The organism is Methylobacterium sp. WL6 (assembly GCF_008040095.1).
GTDB lineage: Bacteria > Pseudomonadota > Alphaproteobacteria > Rhizobiales > Beijerinckiaceae > Methylobacterium.
Genome location: NZ_VRVH01000012.1, coordinates 29,934 through 48,559, shown reverse-complemented (window position 1 = coordinate 48,559; position 18,626 = coordinate 29,934). Strand labels below are relative to the sequence as shown.

The 18,626-nt window shown below is 61.9% G+C and carries 15 protein-coding genes, 1 tRNA gene and 1 pseudogene; 9 read left to right on the top strand and 8 right to left on the bottom strand.

Going from position 1 to position 18,626, the window contains the following annotated elements; translation table 11 throughout:
- On the bottom strand, positions 1-844 hold an 844-nt coding region (locus FV230_RS03530; protein ID WP_147841277.1), incomplete at its 3' end, for a hypothetical protein.
- Positions 845-1,043: 199 nt separating this feature from the next.
- Here FV230_RS03530 and FV230_RS03525 point away from each other — a divergent pair.
- Positions 1,044-1,119, top strand: a tRNA-Lys gene (locus tag FV230_RS03525).
- 197 nt (positions 1,120-1,316) lie between these two features.
- On the opposite strand, the gene FV230_RS03520 is transcribed toward FV230_RS03525, so the two are convergent.
- The 3 genes from FV230_RS03520 to FV230_RS03510 form a co-directional block, all read right to left on the bottom strand.
- Complete coding sequence (locus tag FV230_RS03520) at positions 1,317-1,853, bottom strand: hypothetical protein (protein WP_147841276.1); 537 nt, start codon at positions 1,851-1,853, stop codon at positions 1,317-1,319.
- Between the two features lie 475 nt (positions 1,854-2,328).
- The gene (locus tag FV230_RS03515; protein ID WP_147841275.1) at positions 2,329-4,491 is read right to left on the bottom strand and encodes a DEAD/DEAH box helicase; all 2,163 of its coding nucleotides are present in this window, start codon (positions 4,489-4,491) and stop codon (positions 2,329-2,331) included.
- Complete coding sequence (locus FV230_RS03510; RefSeq protein WP_187275368.1) at positions 4,491-6,110, bottom strand: Hachiman antiphage defense system protein HamA; 1,620 nt, start codon at positions 6,108-6,110, stop codon at positions 4,491-4,493. The genes FV230_RS03515 and FV230_RS03510 overlap by 1 nt, the downstream gene beginning before the upstream one ends.
- Before the next feature lie 862 nt (positions 6,111-6,972).
- Between FV230_RS03510 and FV230_RS03500 the strand changes: the two are divergent.
- The 5 genes and pseudogenes from FV230_RS03500 to FV230_RS03480 all read left to right on the top strand — a co-directional run bounded on the left by FV230_RS03500 (position 6,973) and on the right by FV230_RS03480 (position 11,131).
- Positions 6,973-7,722: pseudogene (locus FV230_RS03500) on the top strand (IS5 family transposase).
- Positions 7,723-7,931: 209 nt separating this feature from the next.
- On the top strand, positions 7,932-8,597 hold the full coding sequence (gene tmk, locus FV230_RS03495) for a dTMP kinase (protein WP_187275367.1): 666 nt from the start codon (positions 7,932-7,934) through the stop codon (positions 8,595-8,597).
- Positions 8,594-9,232 carry an ATP-binding protein gene (locus FV230_RS03490; RefSeq protein ID WP_147841272.1) on the top strand — a complete coding sequence of 213 codons (639 nt, stop codon included), beginning with the start codon at positions 8,594-8,596 and terminating at the stop codon, positions 9,230-9,232. Before tmk ends, FV230_RS03490 begins: the two co-directional genes overlap by 4 nt.
- On the top strand, positions 9,229-9,672 hold the full coding sequence (locus FV230_RS03485; protein WP_147841271.1) for an NUDIX hydrolase: 444 nt from the start codon (positions 9,229-9,231) through the stop codon (positions 9,670-9,672). Before FV230_RS03490 ends, FV230_RS03485 begins: the two co-directional genes overlap by 4 nt.
- A 313-nt stretch (positions 9,673-9,985) precedes the next feature.
- Positions 9,986-11,131 carry a hypothetical protein gene (locus tag FV230_RS03480; protein ID WP_246694716.1) on the top strand — a complete coding sequence of 382 codons (1,146 nt, stop codon included), beginning with the start codon at positions 9,986-9,988 and terminating at the stop codon, positions 11,129-11,131.
- A 109-nt stretch (positions 11,132-11,240) separates the two neighbouring features.
- Here FV230_RS03480 and FV230_RS03475 read toward each other — a convergent pair whose 3' ends face one another.
- On the bottom strand, positions 11,241-12,197 hold the full coding sequence (locus FV230_RS03475) for a site-specific integrase (RefSeq protein WP_210248611.1): 957 nt from the start codon (positions 12,195-12,197) through the stop codon (positions 11,241-11,243).
- Positions 12,197-13,300, bottom strand: a complete 1,104-nt coding sequence (locus FV230_RS03470; RefSeq protein ID WP_147841269.1) for a hypothetical protein — start codon at positions 13,298-13,300, stop codon at positions 12,197-12,199. The genes FV230_RS03475 and FV230_RS03470 overlap by 1 nt, the downstream gene beginning before the upstream one ends.
- A gap of 488 nt (positions 13,301-13,788) precedes the next feature.
- Between FV230_RS03470 and FV230_RS03465 the strand changes: the two genes are divergently transcribed.
- Together FV230_RS03465 and FV230_RS03460 are read left to right on the top strand one after the other, a co-directional pair.
- Complete coding sequence (locus tag FV230_RS03465; protein WP_246694715.1) at positions 13,789-15,411, top strand: adenylosuccinate synthetase; 1,623 nt, start codon at positions 13,789-13,791, stop codon at positions 15,409-15,411.
- Complete coding sequence (locus tag FV230_RS03460; RefSeq protein ID WP_147841268.1) at positions 15,408-16,097, top strand: hypothetical protein; 690 nt, start codon at positions 15,408-15,410, stop codon at positions 16,095-16,097. Before FV230_RS03465 ends, FV230_RS03460 begins: the two co-directional genes overlap by 4 nt.
- 18 nt (positions 16,098-16,115) lie before the next feature.
- Here FV230_RS03460 and FV230_RS03455 read toward each other — a convergent pair whose 3' ends face one another.
- Both FV230_RS03455 and FV230_RS03450 read right to left on the bottom strand, forming a co-directional pair.
- The gene (locus tag FV230_RS03455) at positions 16,116-17,513 is read right to left on the bottom strand and encodes a hypothetical protein (RefSeq protein ID WP_246694714.1); all 1,398 of its coding nucleotides are present in this window, start codon (positions 17,511-17,513) and stop codon (positions 16,116-16,118) included.
- Between the two features lie 33 nt (positions 17,514-17,546).
- Positions 17,547-18,116: a hypothetical protein gene (locus tag FV230_RS03450; RefSeq protein WP_147841267.1), complete on the bottom strand. Its 570-nt coding sequence runs from the start codon at positions 18,114-18,116 to the stop codon at positions 17,547-17,549.
- A gap of 171 nt (positions 18,117-18,287) precedes the next feature.
- Here FV230_RS03450 and FV230_RS03445 point away from each other — a divergent pair, with 171 nt between their 5' ends.
- Positions 18,288-18,575, top strand: a complete 288-nt coding sequence (locus tag FV230_RS03445; RefSeq protein ID WP_147841266.1) for a helix-turn-helix transcriptional regulator — start codon at positions 18,288-18,290, stop codon at positions 18,573-18,575.
- The last annotated feature ends 51 nt before the right edge of the window (positions 18,576-18,626 follow it).

Genomic DNA, 18,626 nt, shown 5'->3' with positions numbered 1-18,626 from the left:
TCGCCTTCATGCCGGTCCACGTGCCGGCCGCCCCCTGCGCCGCCACGTGGACCGGCATGAAGGCGACGAGCTTGCGCGCCGCGCCCGGCACGGAGGCCAGCAGCGCATCGAACGCATCGAGCATGGGCATGGCGTCGCCGGCCTGGGCCGGGGGAGGCGTGCCCGGGCCGGCCGTCTCCGGATCGAGCGGGCTGCCGCCGCCGTGGATGTGGCGCGCGGCGCGGACCGGGTCGTAGCTGACCTCCGGCGGCGTGAACACGGAAAACCCGTCGCCGCGGATGCGGGCCGGGGCGAGGCCGAGGCGGTTGAGCGCGACCTGGGCCGCGATCCCGAGGCTCTGCCCGTTCACCTGCCGCAGCCAGCCCCAGGGCGCGCCCTCCGCATAGAGCCAGTCCGGGAACGGATGCGCGGTGCGGCGGGGCGCGTCGGCGGCGCACCACGTCGAATCGAGCGCGAACAGCACCGCGTGCACGGTGTTCCGGCGCAGGAACAGCCGCGCCAGGGTGCGCTGCTCGTCCGGCGTCGCGGCATTGACGGCCAGGTTGGCGAAGCGCGCCCCGAACGCCCGGTCGAGGGCGTTCGGATCGATGAGGCGCGCCGTCGAGGTGCCGAACACCGCCGCATCGTACCCGCCCGCGCGGGCGATCCGCGGATACATGAAGCGCTGGTTGCGATCCATGATCGCCCCCGGCCGGCCCGGGCGCGCGCGAAGGCCGTAGGGGTCCATCGCGGCGACGAAACCGATCGCGGCGAGGCCGGCCCCGAGGCCGGCGAGGGCGAAGGTCCCGGCGAAGCGCCGCCAGCGGCGGGAGGACGACGCCGGGGAGGAGAGGGGAGGGATCACGGCTGGCCTTCCGGCCCAAGGAGGGGGCGTTCGACCGCCGATGCCAGCAGACCATGGCGCCCGCGCGGCACGACGGCGCCCGCGCGCCCCGGATGCGACGCCGCGCGGGCCACGCCCATGTTGACCCGTCCGGCGGCCTCCCCTATTCCACCCACGCCTCCCCGGGCCCGGCCCGCGCGGCCGACCGCACGGCGGACGCGAGCGCGTAGCTCAGCTGGTAGAGCAACGGACTTTTAATCTGTAGGTCTTGGGTTCGAACCCCAACGCGCTCACCAATTATTACAGTGACTTAGCTCCAGGGTACGAAGGCGGTGAGCGCCTCGTGTCCGCGATGTGTCCGCAAATTGGAATTGCTTGACCTTCGCATTCGTCGTTCGGGCGCTTGGCTATCGCCCTGTTGATCGATCCTGAGGAGCTTTTTACGACGGGGCTTCTACAGGGACGGATGTGTGCGCACGCTTACGGCGCGCCATCATCCGCCTTCAGGCTGGCGATCAACTTCATGAGCGCCATCTCCTGCCCCCCCCAGGCCCTTTCCCACCGGCGGCGCACCGAATTTCATCATCGCCGCGCGGTACAGCGAGTACTCTGCCTGCGTTAGGTAGATGGCGACCACGCGCTTCTTCTGCTTGTCCGGGTCCTTAGCGAGGCGATCCTGCAGCGCTTTGACCGTATGCTGGGCAGCCCAATCCACTAGGAACTCGACCTCGGCCGTGGTTAAGACGCTTCCCTTCTCATTCTTCTCGGCCAGGAGGTTGAGCTTCGTGAACCCCACCGCTTCGAGATCCGGTGCGGGGATCTTCGAGGGACCGAAGACCCTCGCGATGCGCACCATCTGATAGGCTCGCCGTCGACCAACGACACCGTTCGTGGTGATCTTTCTGAAGTCCGAGGAGGATGCGGCGTGCAGCTCATGCAGCCGACGAGCAAGATCGTAAAAGCTCGCTGGTTTGCCGGCCAAGTCAGTGACGAGCTTCACAAGTTCGGCGGGGGTACGGGGTACAGCCAACGCTCTGCTCCTGCTGGCCTACTCGATCACGTAGGCGTACGGGCCGCCGGCGCACCTTGGCAACTGGATCCCGCATCCCATCACACAGCCAGTCGCAATCGCAGGGGCAGTAGAACTGCGGCGAAGCTAACTTGTGCAATTAATTGCGCGAAGGGTCTGTCTTATCAGCCCTTGTCCCGTCCAGTACGCGGTGCCACCTAGGCGCTTGATAGGCATTTACGCCGTTATTGCGGCGACTTCGCTCATCGCGATCAGGAGCGATGGCGTCTGCGTTGCGCCAGCAGCGGAATTACACTCGACGCCCGGTAGCGGACATTTAGCGCCAACGGGCTGACCCTCCGGTGCCGACCCCGAGGAGACGCTCACATGGGTCTGCGTGATGACTGAGCCTGACCGAAAGCGATTGGTCCGCTTCCGAGAATGGCCGTCGGACGGCGAGGCCTGAGGTCACCGGCGGCCGCGGTAGCGTTGGCCCTCAGGAGTAGGCTCGCGATGGTAGGGACGTGCGCACTGCGAGAAGCAGCTCGCGCTCGAACGGCTGCAGGTCGATTGCGTTGAGGTCGGTACCTGCGAGCATGCGCAGGCCTTGGTCTACGTCGTCGATGCGACCCCAAGCCCTCATCAGCTTCAACGCGATCTCGGCCGGGACGCCGTACTCGTCGAGCGCGAAGAGACCGGCCGGCATGAAAAGTGAGTCGGCCTGCGCGGCGAACAGGCCGTAGTCGCCGGGGGCACCGCGCCCGCGCCGCAAGACGACGTCGGATTGGATGCGGCTTACGGCCATCAACTGGCGGCCGAAGGCGTAGCCGACGTAGTTGCGCAGGAACGAAAGCGCGGACTCGACGGCCTCGCTGATGCCGACGTCGTCGCGCCGTTCGCGCACGCGCCGGTCGATGAACTTTCTGAGGTCGTCGGCCGCTATGAGGGCCGTGAGCGCCGCCTGAAGCTGGTCGCCCGCGAAGATGCCGTGCCGGCGCAGCGAATTCCCGCGGTCGATGTGGTCGTAAATCAGGTCGCATACTGTCCGGAGTTGCGGCGACGAGGGCACGCCGCGCCACCGGAGGAGGCTCGGGTCCCGGTCGAGGATCTCGGCCACGGCCGCGCAGGCTGCATCCTGCCGCTCGACCGGGACGTACCGGTTCGCCCTGATAGTCGCCGCATCGAGCATCGAGCCATCGAACGCGCCGGCAAGCCGGTCGCGCGAAACCTCCGAAAGGCTGTCCTCGGGTAGGTCGAGGAGAAGCGACAGGGGGGTGGCCGCGTCCTGGCGGCCGACCGGCAGATCGACCGTATGGTCGCCAGGCTCCACCGCCTCTTCAAGCACGAAGACCTTGCCAACAAAGTAGCGGTTCATGCGGCCGGCGCGTCCAGCGATGTTCCGGAACGTGAAGTCGTCGATGGTCTTCGCGTTCCTACGGCGGTCGAATATGACGACGTTCTCAGCGACGGTGTTGACGCCCTCGATGATCGTGGACGTACAGACGAGGATCTTGATCTTCCCCTGCTCGAAGGCGCGGACCATGTACTGCTGGATCGCGCGTGGCACGTTGCCATGGTGGATGCCGACGCCGCGTCGTAACGCCTGGACCACCTCCCATTCCGGCGGGTAATGGTGCGCCAGCCAGTTCGCCGCGTCCCGCGTCGCGTCGCAGGTCCCGAGGTCGCAGCCGACATAGACATGCTTCGCCGCGTCCCGGGCGCTGCGGGGCGATTGGCAGTACACGAGCGTCGGTCCGGCCAGCGTGCCGCAGAGCTCGACCATCTTCTCAACGCGCTCCTCGCCGCGCTGCCGCAGGTTGAAGTGGTGTATGTCGAGCGCGACCGTCGTGAAGTCGGACGGGATAAAGACGTGCCTGTAATCGGCTGCCAGTCCCCCAACCGACGAGATGTTGGGCCCTATGAGGTAGAATTGCGCGCCCTGCCGCGCCAGGCGATGGAAGCACAGGTTGAGGTCAACCGTCCGCTCGTCGTCCTCCTCGCGCAGGTCGAGCTTGTAGAACTCGTCGATGACAAAGAAGTCGACATCGCCAAGATCCTTGCGTCCCAACGCGCGCTCTTGGGTCAGGACGTAGACCGTAGGCCGCCCGTCCTCCAGCCGCGCCTGGCTCGGATGGGTGATGATATCGTGGGACTGGCCCAACGTAGAGGCGATCCTCCTCCGCGTTTCGTCGATCAGCGCGATCGTCGGAACGACGATGACCGCGCGCTTGTGTCGGCGCGTCGCAAGGACCGCGTCGATCACCAGGCTCTTGCCGACGCTGGTGGGCGCGCTCAGGACGACGTTGCGGCCCGCGACGAGCTCCTGGAACACGGAGAGCTGCAGGCTGTGGAAGAAGCGCTCCTCGCCGACCCCGTGCACGCGGTGCGCCTCGACGAGGATCTGGTCCTCCAGGTCACGGCCCTTCGCGTGATCGACGTAGGGGAACAGCCCAACCTCGCGCACCAGGGCGTCGAGCAGCGCGTCGTACCCCTCGGGCAGCGTGGCCTTGTGCGCCAGAAGGCGTATTACGAGCTCGCGGGCCGTCGCCACCGTCCGCTCGTCGTTAGCCAGCCGCGCGACCTCCCGGAAGATCGTGAATCGCTGCGCGGCGAGCTCGTCGGGGTCGGCTAGGCACGCGCGGATGAGGTCCGGATCCATCAACGCCCCCTGAGCCGAGTCGTGAAGTCCCGTTCGAGCGTCTGGGCGCACTCGACCGGGACCAGGAACAACGACACCTCCACGCCGCGCAGCTCGTCGCCGATGCGAGCCTTGATCCTCTCGTACTCATCCCGGACCTCCGCCTGGAGGAGGGTCACGTAGGCGAGGTCGAAACCCGCGCGCAGGGTATCGCTGTCGTATGCGACCAGGATCGGCAGCCGAATGACCCGCAGCAGGTCGGAGGTCTTGCCGGTCGCGCTCAGGACCCTGTCCAGGGTGTCGGCCCGGAGGTGGCGGGGTTCGCGGAGCTGCACGATGATGTCGCGCTCCTCCACCAGGACGTCGCGAGTCAGTGCGGTGCGCAGTTCCGACAGGACCTCGTCGATGACCGCCCGATGGGACTGGGCGGTGACCAGGCGGGAACGCCCAAGCCATATCTCGTCGCCGCCGGGCAGCGGGACGATGTGCGCGCTCGTCGATCGCAACTCCCCCGCGACCAGGAAGAAGATCCGGCATGCGATCGGCTCGGCCCCAAAATGGTGGCGCAGGATGGCGTGTAGCATCAAGCTGGCGACGAGGCGCGGCATGTCGGGCGGCCCGCGCCGATCCAGGGCCCTGAGCGCCTCGCCGGGCAGCCGGCGCGCCGACAGGTGGTTGAAGGTCGCCAGCATGCGGGGCGGCAACGCCACCTCCGGCAGCCAGTCCAGGAGATGCTCAATCAGCTCGTCCTTGCGCCACGCGTCGCCATCGTACTCAACGTCGTAGGCGTAAAGGGCGCGCTTGGCGTCGGCGTTGGTAACGCTGCAGAGTTCCGAGAAGAAGCTCGGGGCGTCCACCAGTTGGTAAACCTTGACGTGTGCCACGACAGTGGCGCGCATCCGGTCGAGCTCGCCCTCCCACCATGCCAGGCATTCGGACCGCCGCCACGCCTTCTTGGTGGGGTCTCTCGCGGCCGCGTCACCCATTGCGCGGGTCTTCGCCGTCAGCCGCGCGTACACCTCGTCGATCATGTGGAACGGGGGGGTGAGGCCGCGACCCTGCGCGAGCCTGAGCAGTGTCGTCGTGTTCCTAGCCTCCAGCGCCCTTTCGTCCGATTCGACCTCCCACAACAGGTTCCGCGACCAATGGGCGAGCGTCCGCCCGGAGCGAGACCTGATATCGGGGTACTTCTTGGCGAAGGCCTGGACTAGCGCCTCGAACTCCGCGTCACCTGAGCGCCGCAGCCGGTCCCGCGTGAATGGTGCCAGCTTGCCCGACACCGCCCGAGTGGTCACGATGCGGTACCATGGCTCATCGCCTCCAGCGTCGCAGAGAAGGGACCGCTCGCAGATAGAGGTGCCTTTTCTGCCCTTGTCGCGCTCCGTCAGCTCCTTGAGGTTCCACTTGCCGTCCGCCTCGGTGGTTTTGACCTGGACGTACTCGCTCACGCTCGACGCGACCGCCCCGCGGCGAACGACGATGTCGTCGGCGGTCTCGCATTCGAGCCGGTGGATCGTCGGGTCCTGAAGCATCTCAAGGGCGATCCTCGCCGCGACGTGGTCCTGGATTCGGAAGCCCCGTCGGGCGGCGATGCCGCCAGCGTCGGATGCTCGCGACGTGTCGGTAGAGCCGTCTGTCACCCTGGATCCCTGGACGCGTTGGCATGGCGGGGTCGGAACGACGTAAGGTTGTGGCAGGCTTTAGGAAAGCCCGTTTCGCGTGGGAGTGGATGGTGTCCGAGTGGTTGTGCCCGGCGAAACGCACAGCGACGCGGCGGCCGCCTGGGCGACGCCGACCGAACAACGGTCGCGATACGATCGAGCGCGGTGTCATCGAGCTGAGGATCACCGCTCTCCCGAAGACTCCGGTCGACGGGGTCTGAGTTGGCTGCTTGTACGCCGCAGGCCCGGTGCGGCGATGGCAGCGCTCGCGGACCTGTCTTATCCGCTAAGCGGACGTAGCAGAGCACTGGAGGCCGCATACTTGTCGTCCTTGGCCGATTACCCGGCACAGACAAGACAACCCTGGGGAAAGCCCTCGCGGCCAAGCGTTCCGCTGCCTACGTCCGCGTGGACGAGATCGAGCATGCGCTGACCCGCCAAGCGAAGCTCGGTCCCGACATCGGTGCGGCAGGCTACATCGTGGCCGCATCGGACCCCACCATGCCTACTTCTATGCATGAGTCGCCTTGATGCGGACGGACAGGAGACCACCGAACCGGACTTAACAAGCTATGTCATAGACAGCCTCGAAGCGGACCTATTAGAGTCTGCAACGGGTCAAACGCTTCCACCCAATCGCGACTTGGGAACGCAATTGAATGCACGAGCTCTGCGCAATTAATTGCACGAAGGCCATATTGCTGAAGCTCCTGGTGGGCTCTGATAAGAGGGAGTTATCGCGAGTTAGGGACAGACGACCCGAGGGTCAAAACCGCATCTATATCTTGCAGGGGCTGCGGTTTTGTATTTTGAAGCCGTCGCTTGCAGTGCGGAGGCGGCAATGGCGGACCTGTCCTGGCTCTCGGAAGCGCAGTGGGTGGTAATCGCGCCGTTCCTGCCCGGTAATCAGCCTGGTCGGAGCACAAAGACGATCGGCAGATCATCTTTGGCATCCTGCACGTGATCACCGCAGGCAGCCGCTGGTGCGACTGCCCCGGCCCCATATGGTCCGTCCACCACGGTCTGCAACCGCTTCAACCGTTGGTCCCGCCGCGGCTTCTGGCGGCGATGCTGGCCGCCCTGGCTCAGGCGGGCTGGGAGGGCGACGCGGTCACCCTCCACAGCGCCTATGTTAGGGCGCACCGCTGTGCCCATGGCGGCAAAGGGAGCCCAAAGCGCAAGGCATCGGCCCTTCGCGCGGCTGGCACACCACGAAGGTCCGCACTCTTACCGACGTCTTCGGCCGTCTCGGCGTCCTCCTGATGACGCGGGGCAACGCCAGCGACGTAACGAGCGCCCCGGCGGTACTGGTCGAAGCCCTGGGCGCCTCCGACGCCTGGCTGCCGACAAGGGCTACGACGCCTATTGGCTGCGCGCCGACCTGTGGGCCAAGAGCATCACGCCATTCATCCCGGGCAGGCACGACCGTAAACGCCGCCACGACCAGCGCCGCTACCACGAGCGCTGGTGCATCGAGGCCATCTTCAACCGCATCAAGGACTTCCGTTGCATCGCCACCCGCTACGACACGCTGGCGCGCAACTACGCCTCATCCCTCTCACTCGCCGCCGTCATCGCCTTCTGGAGTTGAACGAGTCTCGACCTCAATCAGTGCGGCAACTTTCAACCTATCATAGCCACCGGCGGCAGTTACGGCCCCGGATCGACATCATTGTTTGTGCCACCGCCATTTTTCCCGCTTTGCGCCCATTCCAGCTTGTGAACCAGAAGCCCTGCCTTGACTCCTGTCAGACACGACGCAACAAACATGTTAGGCATAATCGGAGGGAATGCACGGCAGTGGAAAATGGCGCTTTTGTTCCCGGCTGCCTATTTCTCTTCGAAGGAATAGATGGTTCTGGAAAAAGTACACAAGTCCGCCTTGCTAGCGCGAATCTCACCGCCAGTGGTATCGCCCATATTATTGTGGAATCCCCGGGACAATCAAAGCTCGCTATTGACGTACTTGAGGTCATTGCACGGCATGACGCATCCTCCCTTACGCCGGCCACCGAGGCATTACTGCACCTGGCAGTAATGCGATCTTCCCTTGAGGAATTTGTTTTGCCGGCCTTGTTGAAGGGCCGCCATGTCTTGATGGATCGATCCCATCTTTCGACCGCTGCCTATCAGGGCGCAGATGACATGGAAGTTTTTACGGCTGCACTCGACAGCGCAGCCATCTGGTTGCAGGCGTTACGGCCCAACAAGATATTCTTTTTCGACATCGACCCGCAGGTGGCTGCCGAGCGTATCCGTCTGCGCGACGACATCCAAGATAAATATGACAATCTCCCGGTCGAACAAAAGACTCTGGTGCGGGAACGTTATTTAAATTTGGCTGAACGTTACAAAGACAATTTTGTTAAGGTTGATACCGAAGCCGGTCTCACGACGATTGCGGACACTCTATTAACTGTCATCCTGAACGAAATTGAACTTAATGCTAAGGAGCTTGGTCGGTGAAAAGGGATTCGGGTAAATTGGTCGCCGGGGTCGGATTGCCAGGTTCCGGCAAGACTTCGGTTCTGTCTGCCACCGCAAAACTTCTAGGTTGCAATTCCTTTTTAGAACCGGAGGAAAACGGCTGGGACCGAGCTGTCATGCAACGGGACGTCTACGGGTTGATTGGTGCGCTGCACTGGTTCCGCTCCCAGCGGGTGCCCAACCTCATTGACGCCCGCAAAATCGCAGATGACGGCGATGTCGTGTTTCTTGACACCTTCTATGACAAGCTCTGCGTGCACTACTTAGGCAAGCCGGGAATGGAGTGGTTAATCCCCACCGCCGACAAGTACTTTGAAAACTTTTATGAAACCGCGAAAATTGATTATGAGACACTCCCGGACGCGGAAATTGTGGTGTTCTTCGACGTAAAAAAAACGGACTGGGAGAAAATGTTAGGCAAGCGTGGCCGTCAACTGGATCGACTTATTAACCTCTTAGACTCCTATCACACGACACAACTTTTTCGCAATGCGGCAGAGCGCTACTGCGAAGACAGTAAGGCGACGCTCATTATTTTTGATAACAATTGGTCGACCGTTGCAGACTCTGCTGCCCGTCTTGCCGATATCCTTAAGAAGCCGTTGGCCGAATGACCAGAAGTTTCGCGCGCGTCATTGTTGTCAATCAAGACGGACAAATGCTGGTGATTTGCCAGCAGCACACTCATGTTTCAAATTATTGCTTTCCAGGTGGCAAAGTCGAGCCGGCGGAAACGCCAAAGGCAGCTGCTGTCAGAGAGCTTTACGAGGAACTTGGCATTAAAGTAGCGAAGCGACACTTGCGCCACTGTCTGACCTCAAAATTCTATTTTGGGAACGAGGCCTGGATTGGACACTTTTACGTTTGCGCCTATGGCGGCAAGCGCCCGACGATCATGGAACTGGATAAGATTTCTTCGGCAGCGTTTTATCATTTGAACGATATGGTTTCGCTTCCGTGCGACGAGCCAAGTTTTATCGAAGTTGCCCGGAACGCTGAAAACACAATTTCCACAACCCAAGCAGAAATTGTCAATGTCAGAATCTTCGCCTAATCCGATCCAGGTGCTGAGATCGCTTAGACTTGGGTCTAATATTTTACCTTACACATCCGGCGAAAACTTTGAAAGCTGGCATGACGCCCAGGTTGGAGCAGCCTCGGTTTTCCTCGGCGACAAAAGAGGGACGTTACAACTTCCATCCGTATTAGTTGACACTATAAATCAGCGCACCCGCAAAGTTGGGAGGTCACTGGCCTCGATCACAAACTTCTGTAGCACTTACTCACACGCGGGGGTAGATTGGACTGGGTTTGCCCGCGACGTGGCGTCAGGCGCTGTCGATGATATTGTCCTAGGTGCGTGGCTAATGAGCGTGGCCGTATCTGGCCTCAATGAAGATGCAACTCACGCTCTAACAAAAGCAATGGCGTTCAGCGGCGACCGATACGACTACCGCTCTGACGTTGGTGGTCGCTTTTTACGGCGCTATCCAACTGGAGCCTTATCTGAAAAAATTGCGCTAATGATGCCAGTTGTCCTCTTGCACTTGCGAGAGCTCTATAACATTGACCTTAAGTCCCCGTTTCTTATCGCACGAGCCCTCGGGCACACGGGAGGCACGCGCGACAAACTCTCCACAATACCCGGCTTTCGTTTACCGGAGGCAGGCAGTGAGACAATTTCGCTGCTTGAGGAAATAGGCGTGTGTTACGTAGCAACATCGGACAACTTCAATCCGGCTGACGACAGGCTTTATTCCCTTCGCAGCTTGACCAATACCATCGAAAGTGAGCCTCTCATTGTTGCCAGCATTGCCAGCAAAATGCTTGCCTGCCCGGTTGACTTGATGCAACTCGATACCCGATGGGGTGAAGGAGCATTCTTCGACAGTAGGAATGCTGCAGAACGAACCGCTGGTAACATTTGCCGGATAATATCGGTCGATCGTCAGTTAGCATTTGCGACGATTACTGGCGCGCACCATCCAGATGGGTCGACCCTTGGGGCTGCTGCTGAGGTTGCTGAGGCTGTTGTCTGTCTACGCGATATAAAATCGGTATTCGATTATCGCGGAGTTTCTTACCAGCAGCGCCTAGTTGCAGACTTTACGGCGCGTTTGGTTGGCGAATTATTTTCTAAAAATATTTCGGAAGTTTACGGAGATGTTTTAAGGGCCTTCGCCGACGACACCTTACGAGCACCTTTCTTTAAACTCCTGATGGCTCATGGCGTATCATTTACTGACGCCAGCGCATTGTGGTCTGACCCGACATTAGCACTTCGAAAACTCAAAATGACAAGGACGGTATCACGTTGCTCAGGTCGCCTTCAGCGGCTCGATCAGGTTGCGTTAGGTGAATTTTTAAAGGGCCACTTTTGCGATTGGTCTATAGTGTTGCACGGGAGGTCAGGAGATTTTTTCCGGGCTGGTGATCCATTATTCGACCTTTATGTTTCCCCCGATTCTAGTGAGACGGCTGCACCTGATGCAAGTTGGGCCATCATGGAATAGTGATTCTTCGATTAATCCTCCGATGCCGCCTTCTAGCTTGGCCATAGCAGAATCAGTTAGTTTGTTATTTTTCCATTGAAATTTCGTCACCATATAATTTTCTTTTCGGTTAAAGGAGAGCGGCAGCGGCATTCTCCGTGAATAGCTCGCCGAAGCGGATGTATCTGCTGAGCATGGCGTCAGACGCGTGTCCTGTCTGCGCTCTAATACGCCAGGACGGAACGCCTGCTCGTGTCGCACTTGTCGCCAAGCCCGCCCGCAGGCTGTGCCCGGAGTAGCCCTGTGGGTCGAACCCAGCCGCGGCCGCGCGTGCCTGGACGATGATCGAGACAGCCTCGCCGGATAGGCGTTGCGAGCCAACCCGACCATGTCGTGTGACGGAGCGGAGAAGTGGCCCGCTGTCGATGCAGGCATCCGACAACCAGGCCTCCAGTGCTGAAACCGGACACCATCGGGTGCGACCATGCGGGATACCGACTTTGCGTCCCTCACCGAACTGGTCCGTCTTGGATCGGCGTAGGGTCACGATTAGGCCCTCACGGACGGTCTCGATGTCGCTGTGGTCGAGCCCCACCAACTCCGAGCGCCGGAAGCCGCCCGCAAATCCGATCAGCAGCAAGGCGCGGTCACGCCGTTCCTGAAGCCCTGGGCCAAGCCCGTCGACGATGGCACCAAGCTCCTCCCTCAGCAGGGGACGCGCTTCACGCCGCGCAGAACCTCGGGTGCGCCGTATCCCTTTCAACGTCGCCCTCACCAGTTCCGAGCGAACGGGGTTTGGGTGGCCGCGAGCTTCATGCGCCTTTCCGATCCCGGTGACCCGCCGCATCAGGGTCGAAACCTTTAGCGTCCCAGCATGATCGGCGAGATAGGCGGCCATCGTGGACGGGGTCGCAGGCAGCTCACCGCCCCATGCCTCGAAGTGCCTGAGATCCGAGAGGTAGGCGCGCTGCGTGTTGGGCGCCAAGCTCTGGCTGAGCAGTTCTACAACGTCCGACGGCAGGGTATGATCGGGCCCTGCCGCGCAATTAATTGCACAGTAATCGCTAAAGGTCAGAGGGCTGCGCATCAGCGAGCCCCACCATTCGGACGTGACGCATCGAACAGGCGCTGGCGGATCTCGTTCAGGTGGTCAAGATTGGCCCTGACGGCTTCGACTAGCGGAAGGACGCCAGCCTGCGGGACGCCCTCGCGCATGAGGTCGTTCTCCATGCCAAGCGTTTCCAGCGACCGCGACTGATCCCAAACCAGGCGGCGGCCAATCGGCGTCGCATCGGCATAGAAGGCTGCGACCCAGGTCGTCTCGCGATGCCGAAACTCGGGGACGTGTTGCTCCAGGCAGTTCCGCACGGCCTCGTTCTCGCGGCTCAAGAGGGTGATGGCGCGCTTGCCGATGCGGGTGTGCTTGTCGAAGGCGTAGGATGGGATCTCCCCCAGCATCCGGGGTGATGGGCACAGATCCTCATCAACGTCCGGGTACTCGCCCCCAAAAGCCGCCAACCAGATCAGCGGCACCATCAGGGTGATCGGCTCACGGGTCTTCAGTGCGGCAAGGCGGGTTGCCGACGCGAAACGATCCGGCACGCCGAGCATCCGGAAGGCATCGATCAAACCTGGCAGATCCCCCCGTCCGACGCGCTTTTCACCGGTCCACTCGATCCCGGAGGCGTACCACGCGGCAGTGGCTCGAACCGGCAGAGGGAGTGCTGGGTCAAGGACCATCGCGAGGCGGTCGGCAACACTGCGGCTCCCGGTGAGTTCGCGCGCCTCCTGTAGGCTGACGTGGTTCCTCGCCGAGCAGATGAGGTAATCGGACGAGCGATCTTTCGGTGCATGGGCAAGACGCCGCGCGAGCCAGACCGCGACCCGCTCTTCACTCCCGGCCGCCGTCCGCGCGTCCTTGTCGGTCCCGAGAGTGACCGCATCACCCACGGCCTCGACGCATCCTGCCCCGACGTCCTCGAAGGCGATTACCATGAAGCGCCGCCAGATTGTGGCGCCACGGGCATCGTGGAGGGTGATCGCTGCACGAGCGGCAAGGTCGGCATCACCACGGCGGATAGCCTTCTGCAGAAGGCTGCTCGCCAGCCAGTGATCTATTGCAAGCGGCCGGACCGGCTCGGCGCTGTCAGTGCATGCTGATGTCAGCTGAGGATGGATAACAAGGGTCACACAGGCTCTCCATGCGAGGCAGGGAGAACCGGGACATCCGATCCCTAGATTGAGACTAACTTGTTGCCATCGCTTTGCAATTTATTTTCCATGCACAATCAAAAATCTCGGGCAGGATCAGCAGGTTCCACCATTGCCGACCTGATCAAGCGTCCTGCCCATTCGATAAGGAATGTCGCCAAGTGTCGTTTGCTTCTTAGACCCGACCTCGAACCAGCGTCCGCGTCCCACACCGTGCCTGGAGCTGTCGTTCCGTCGAAGGCGGCCCCGAACGGCGATGCCGATCCGTCACCGTCGTTACCGCCACACCTTCCAGCGCGGCAACGATACACGGACTCCATTCCATTGTGCTGGTAACCTGGACAGGTCGTACTCATAATGCAAATTTATCTGCGCTCGCTCCTTCCACCTGAGGAACGTTAATTAGCGATCGCGGTACGCCAAACCGGACACCCACGTCCGGTCGGGATCGCACTATCCGAAACACGATGCTTGAGGGAGCCACGGGCATGCGAGTGATGTTGGCATTGTCCGGCCCAGTTGGTGTCGGGAAGACGTGTTTCACCCGGTTCCTCGAAGAGCGCTTCGCCGCCCAGACCCATTCAACCCAAGAAATGCTGCGCAGGCGTGGGGCAGCAGAAGATCGGAAGACACTTCAGGACGCGGGCGAAGATATCGATCAGGCTACCGGCGGGGCGTGGGTCTCGGATGACCTTGCCAAGGTCCTGTCGGACGATCCCAACCAGCTCGTGATCGTCGATGCGGTTCGGATCAAGAAGCAGATCGATCACCTTCGCCGGACCTTCGGTGCCCGGTGGCGCGTATGGCACGTCTTCATCGACGCCGATGATACGGTCTTGCGCCAGCGCTACGCCGATCGACCGAGCCCGCTCCGCGAGTTCGAGAATTACGACCAAGTGAAGGAGAGCGCGACGGAGCGCGGGATCCAGTCGTTGAAGTCCGTGGCCGATCGCGTCGTCGATGCCAGCTGCTGCGAGCTCGATTCTGTGGTCGCCCAGGCGGTTGCCGGTCTCGGGTTCTACCCGCTCGAGGTCGAACGGCTCGTCGACGTCGTCGTCGGAGGCGAGTACGGCAGCGAAGGAAAGGGCCACGTATGCAGCTACCTCGCACCTGGCTACGACCTGCTAGTCCGCGTAGGCGGCCCGAACGCAGGGCACAAGGCGGTTCTGCCGGAACGGATCACATACATTCAGCTTCCCTCCGGCACGGCGGCAAATCCGAACTCCAAGATCGTTATTGGCGCCGGTGCGACGCTCTACGTTCCCCAGATCCTCAATGAGATCGCCGAGCGCGGCCTTACGCCCGAGCGGCTCTCGATCGATCCGCAGGCCATGATCATCGAGGAGGGCGATCGCGAATACGAGTCGGGACGCGGGGATCGGATCGGCTCGACTAAGCAGGGCGTCGGTGCCGCCACCGCCAGGAAGATCCTTGGTCGGTTCGATGACAAACCCCTGGGCATCGCCGTTCGCCTGGCCGAGGGGGCCAACGAGCTCAAGGATTTCGTCCGTCCGACTGCCCCCCTACTGGAAGACGCTTTCGCACGTGGCCGGAAGGTGTTCCTGGAAGGCACGCAGGGGACGGAGCTGAGCCTGCATCATGGTTCCTGGCCGCACGTCACGTCGCGCGACACGACCGTCGCAGGATGTCTCGCGGATGCGGGCATCGCACCGGGCCGCGTTCGGAAGGTGATCATGGTAACACGGACCTATCCGATACGCGTCGGAGGGCCGTCGGGCCCTATCTCGCGGGAGACGAGCTACGAGAGGATTTCGGAACGCTCGGGAATTCCGGAAGCTGAGATCAGGGGGACGGAGACGGGCACGATCTCGCATAATCCTCGCCGTATTGCCGAGTTCGACTGGGAACAGGTGCGACACGCCGCCGTCCTCAACGGTGCGACCGACATCGCTCTGAGTTTCTCGGACTACCTCAGCATCGAGAATCGCAAGGCCCGCAGGTTCGAGGACCTGACCGAGGAGACGCGAGCCTTCATCGAGGGCGTGGAGCGTGTAACCAACGCGCCGGTATCGCTCGTTTCGACGCGGTTCGAACCCCGCGGCATCATCGATCGTAGGAATTGGCGATGACGTTCGAGGAACTCGTCTCCATTCATCCGCGGCTTTGGCACATGGCGACGGACGGTAGTTGGCCGTCAATACGCCAGCATGGCCTGCTCAGCACGAGCGCGTTGCTGGACCTCTACGGCTACGAGGGCGAGGCTCGACGGGTGATTGAATCGACCCGTCGACCCCAGTCGATTCCGATCGTCTCCGACGGGCTTCCAGGAGCGACCGTGCGCGATCAGAAGCCGATGTCGGATGGCGCGTTGGAAAAATGCCTGCTCGACGGTCTGACGCCTGAAGACTGGTACCGGACCCTAAACGATAATTGCTTCTTCTGGCTGTCCCAGAAGCGCCTCCGGCGTCTGCTCGGTGCTCGGGCGTACCGCAACGATCCCCAGCTCGTCCTTACCATCGAAACCGCCAGCCTCGTTAACGAGTACAAGGATTCGATCCTGCTCAGTCCGATCAACAGTGGGTCGACAATCTGGAATCCGGTCAAACGCGGTCGCAGCACGTTCTTGCCCATCGCGGAGTACCCGTTTGCCGAATGGAAGGCAAAAAGAGGAAAGGCGAACGCCGTCGTTGAGCTCGTTGTCACCGGCGGTGCGCCGAACATCGCGAACCACGTCGTCGCAGTTCATCGAGTCGAGCAGACGGTACCGACCGAGCTCTGGCGACGGCCGGGCTCATCGCCCGACGACGGGCCCTGACGATTGCGGGCAGAGGGTTTAGCCAACGACGATCCGTGCAGGCCGGCCGGCCTTCCGGACCACATCGGCGACGTGACTGGTGAGACCGACGTTTCCAACAAGCGCGAGGCCGGTATCTTCCGGCAGCTTGCGCAATGCGGCACGCAGCTTCTCCAATCCGTCCAGCGCCTCGAACCGGACCCATTTTTCGGGGTCACCGGGCACCAGTACCCTGGCGGTGCTTCCGGTCGCACCTAGGTGGAGCTGGACAATCCAAACCTTATTGCCGTCGTGAACCCATTCGAACCGAACCGGTCCGAGCGCATCTTGCAAGCGTCGGTGCGATGCGCGGACGTCCTCGATCACGAAGGCCGGAAGGAGTTCCGGCGCATTGACCCCCAGCATGAACAGGTCGCCTTCGCCCTGACGCCCTTCGACGGCAAGTCCGCCGTCTGCCATTACAATGGCGGCACCCGAGTAGCGCGCGGGCACCGCAGCCTGGCTAAGGACGGAGGAGATCGCGGAGCCGGTGGCATCTTCTTTAGCAAGAAGCGCAAATGGGTCGATCCAGCCCTTTACCGTTGTGTAGAGTCCTGGCTCCGGTTCGCGCGGGCAGGTGCGCGTCCATACCTCCCGACTTCCGGTCAGCGATCCGAAACCGAAGGGGGCGATCCGACGGCTGATAACTGTGGTCGAGGGCGTGGACAGCCCGACAAGGGACGCCATCAGCAAACCGTAGGCCTTGTCGCCGATATGCCGGCTGAAGTTATTTGGCCAAGTCAGGCCTGGAACATGCACCTCGGGGCCGATCTGCTCGTACTCCCACAGCAGCGTGTGCTTCTGGCGCCAGCCGCGCGGCCTTGGGTGGACGCTGAACTCAAGCCTGGCTCCATGCGTGTCGCCGAGGTCCGGCCGGAAGCCGTAGACCGTCTCCAGCATCGCCAGACCGAGGTGGAGAGGAAGGGACGCGACGCCGTCCTTCTCGACGCATCGCGGCGTATCATCGGGCGAGAATTCGAGCACACCTCCCTGGGCCACGCCGGAGACGCCGCCATCACGGACATCCACAGTCTCGTTGGCGATGACGAAGACACCCTCGCCCAGAAGACGTCCTAGCGCCGAGACCGCGTCCTCTACGTTGGTAATCCCGTAAATAAATTCGCGGCTTCGCGGGTTGTCTGGACTGAAGCTCCGCAGATTAATCGAGGCCTCGGGGCTGAGCCTCAAGAGCGTCTCCAGCGCGAGGCGTTCCGACAGGAATGGGTCGTTCGGCGTATGCCCGGCGATCCGGCTGTATTCCTGCCGCACCCGGCCAGCAGCCGGCGAGAAGCTGACGAACTGGGCGACGTTGCCTGTTTCCGCCAACCGGTCAAGCGAACGGTCCTTTCGGATCGTCGAAGATTCATCCTGTTGTGACATAAGCAATTCGTCGTTCACCCACTATTCGGCTACCGGTCTCGAACGCGCCGCTCAGGCGACGCGAACATGACGGCGGAATACCGTAGGGGTCAGCTCGTGGAAGCGGGCTAAAAAAGCCTCGCGCGCCTCTTCGGGCGGAAGATGCCGGACGCGGATCTGCGCCACCTCCACGCGGTCATAGGAGGCCCAGCGCGAGGTCTCGGGAGGCATGATTTGCATCTGCTCGGCGGCCAACACGCGCAGATCCGCCAGCTTCACGTCCTTGGGCATGGGCATCGGAACGTCGAAGCGCTCAAAGATGGCCCGTTCGACCCGAGCCTCGATTCGTTTGAAATCCGGTAGAAGCTGCTTCAGCGGGCGCGTGACGTCGCCGATGAAGGCTTCCGCGGCGTCGTGCATGAGGGCTGCGTAGGCGTGCTGATGTGCGACCTCGCTCACCAGCAGGCTGTGCTCGGCGACCGAGAAGAAGGCGCTGCACTGGCCCGCATAGCGACAGGTCTTGGACAGGCCCGCGGCAATGTCCTCAATGGTAAAAGCGCTGCTTTCGGGATCCAGGAAATCGAACCAAGCCCCGCTCTGCAGCATCATTCTGGGGCCTACGGCAACGTTGACTGCGATCATCGATCTGCCCTCCGCCGACAGACGCACTGGAACATCGAACGACCGCCTTGGCGCAGGGGGGGGTCGACTTGTTCCCGCTTCCAAACTCCGGCGATCCGTTCTGCAAAGCAAGCTTGCGGATCACCTAAGATGATTGTTATGCAGAATAGTGAATGAAACAAGGGGCGCGGATTGGACCCGCTTTTCCTCCGACGACTCCGCAATGCACTCGGAGTCAGTCAGACCGAGTTCGGCCGGGCGATTGGCCTGTCCCAGGCACAAACGTCGCGCGCATTGAGCGGAGCGAACCGCGTGAAAAGAAGAACGGCCGAACTCGCCTTTGCACTCGCCGAAGCGCACGCACCCGAGATCGCATGCGAAGCCCGCCTGTTGGACGAGACCGCGAAAGCCCTCCAAGAGTCCGAGAAGTTTCGATCTTTGGTACGCGCCGCGCTCGATCTTATTCATAAAAACGAATGAACTTTACTCTCTCGACCCGTGTCGATGTCGCCGCGAACATCCTGTCCAAGT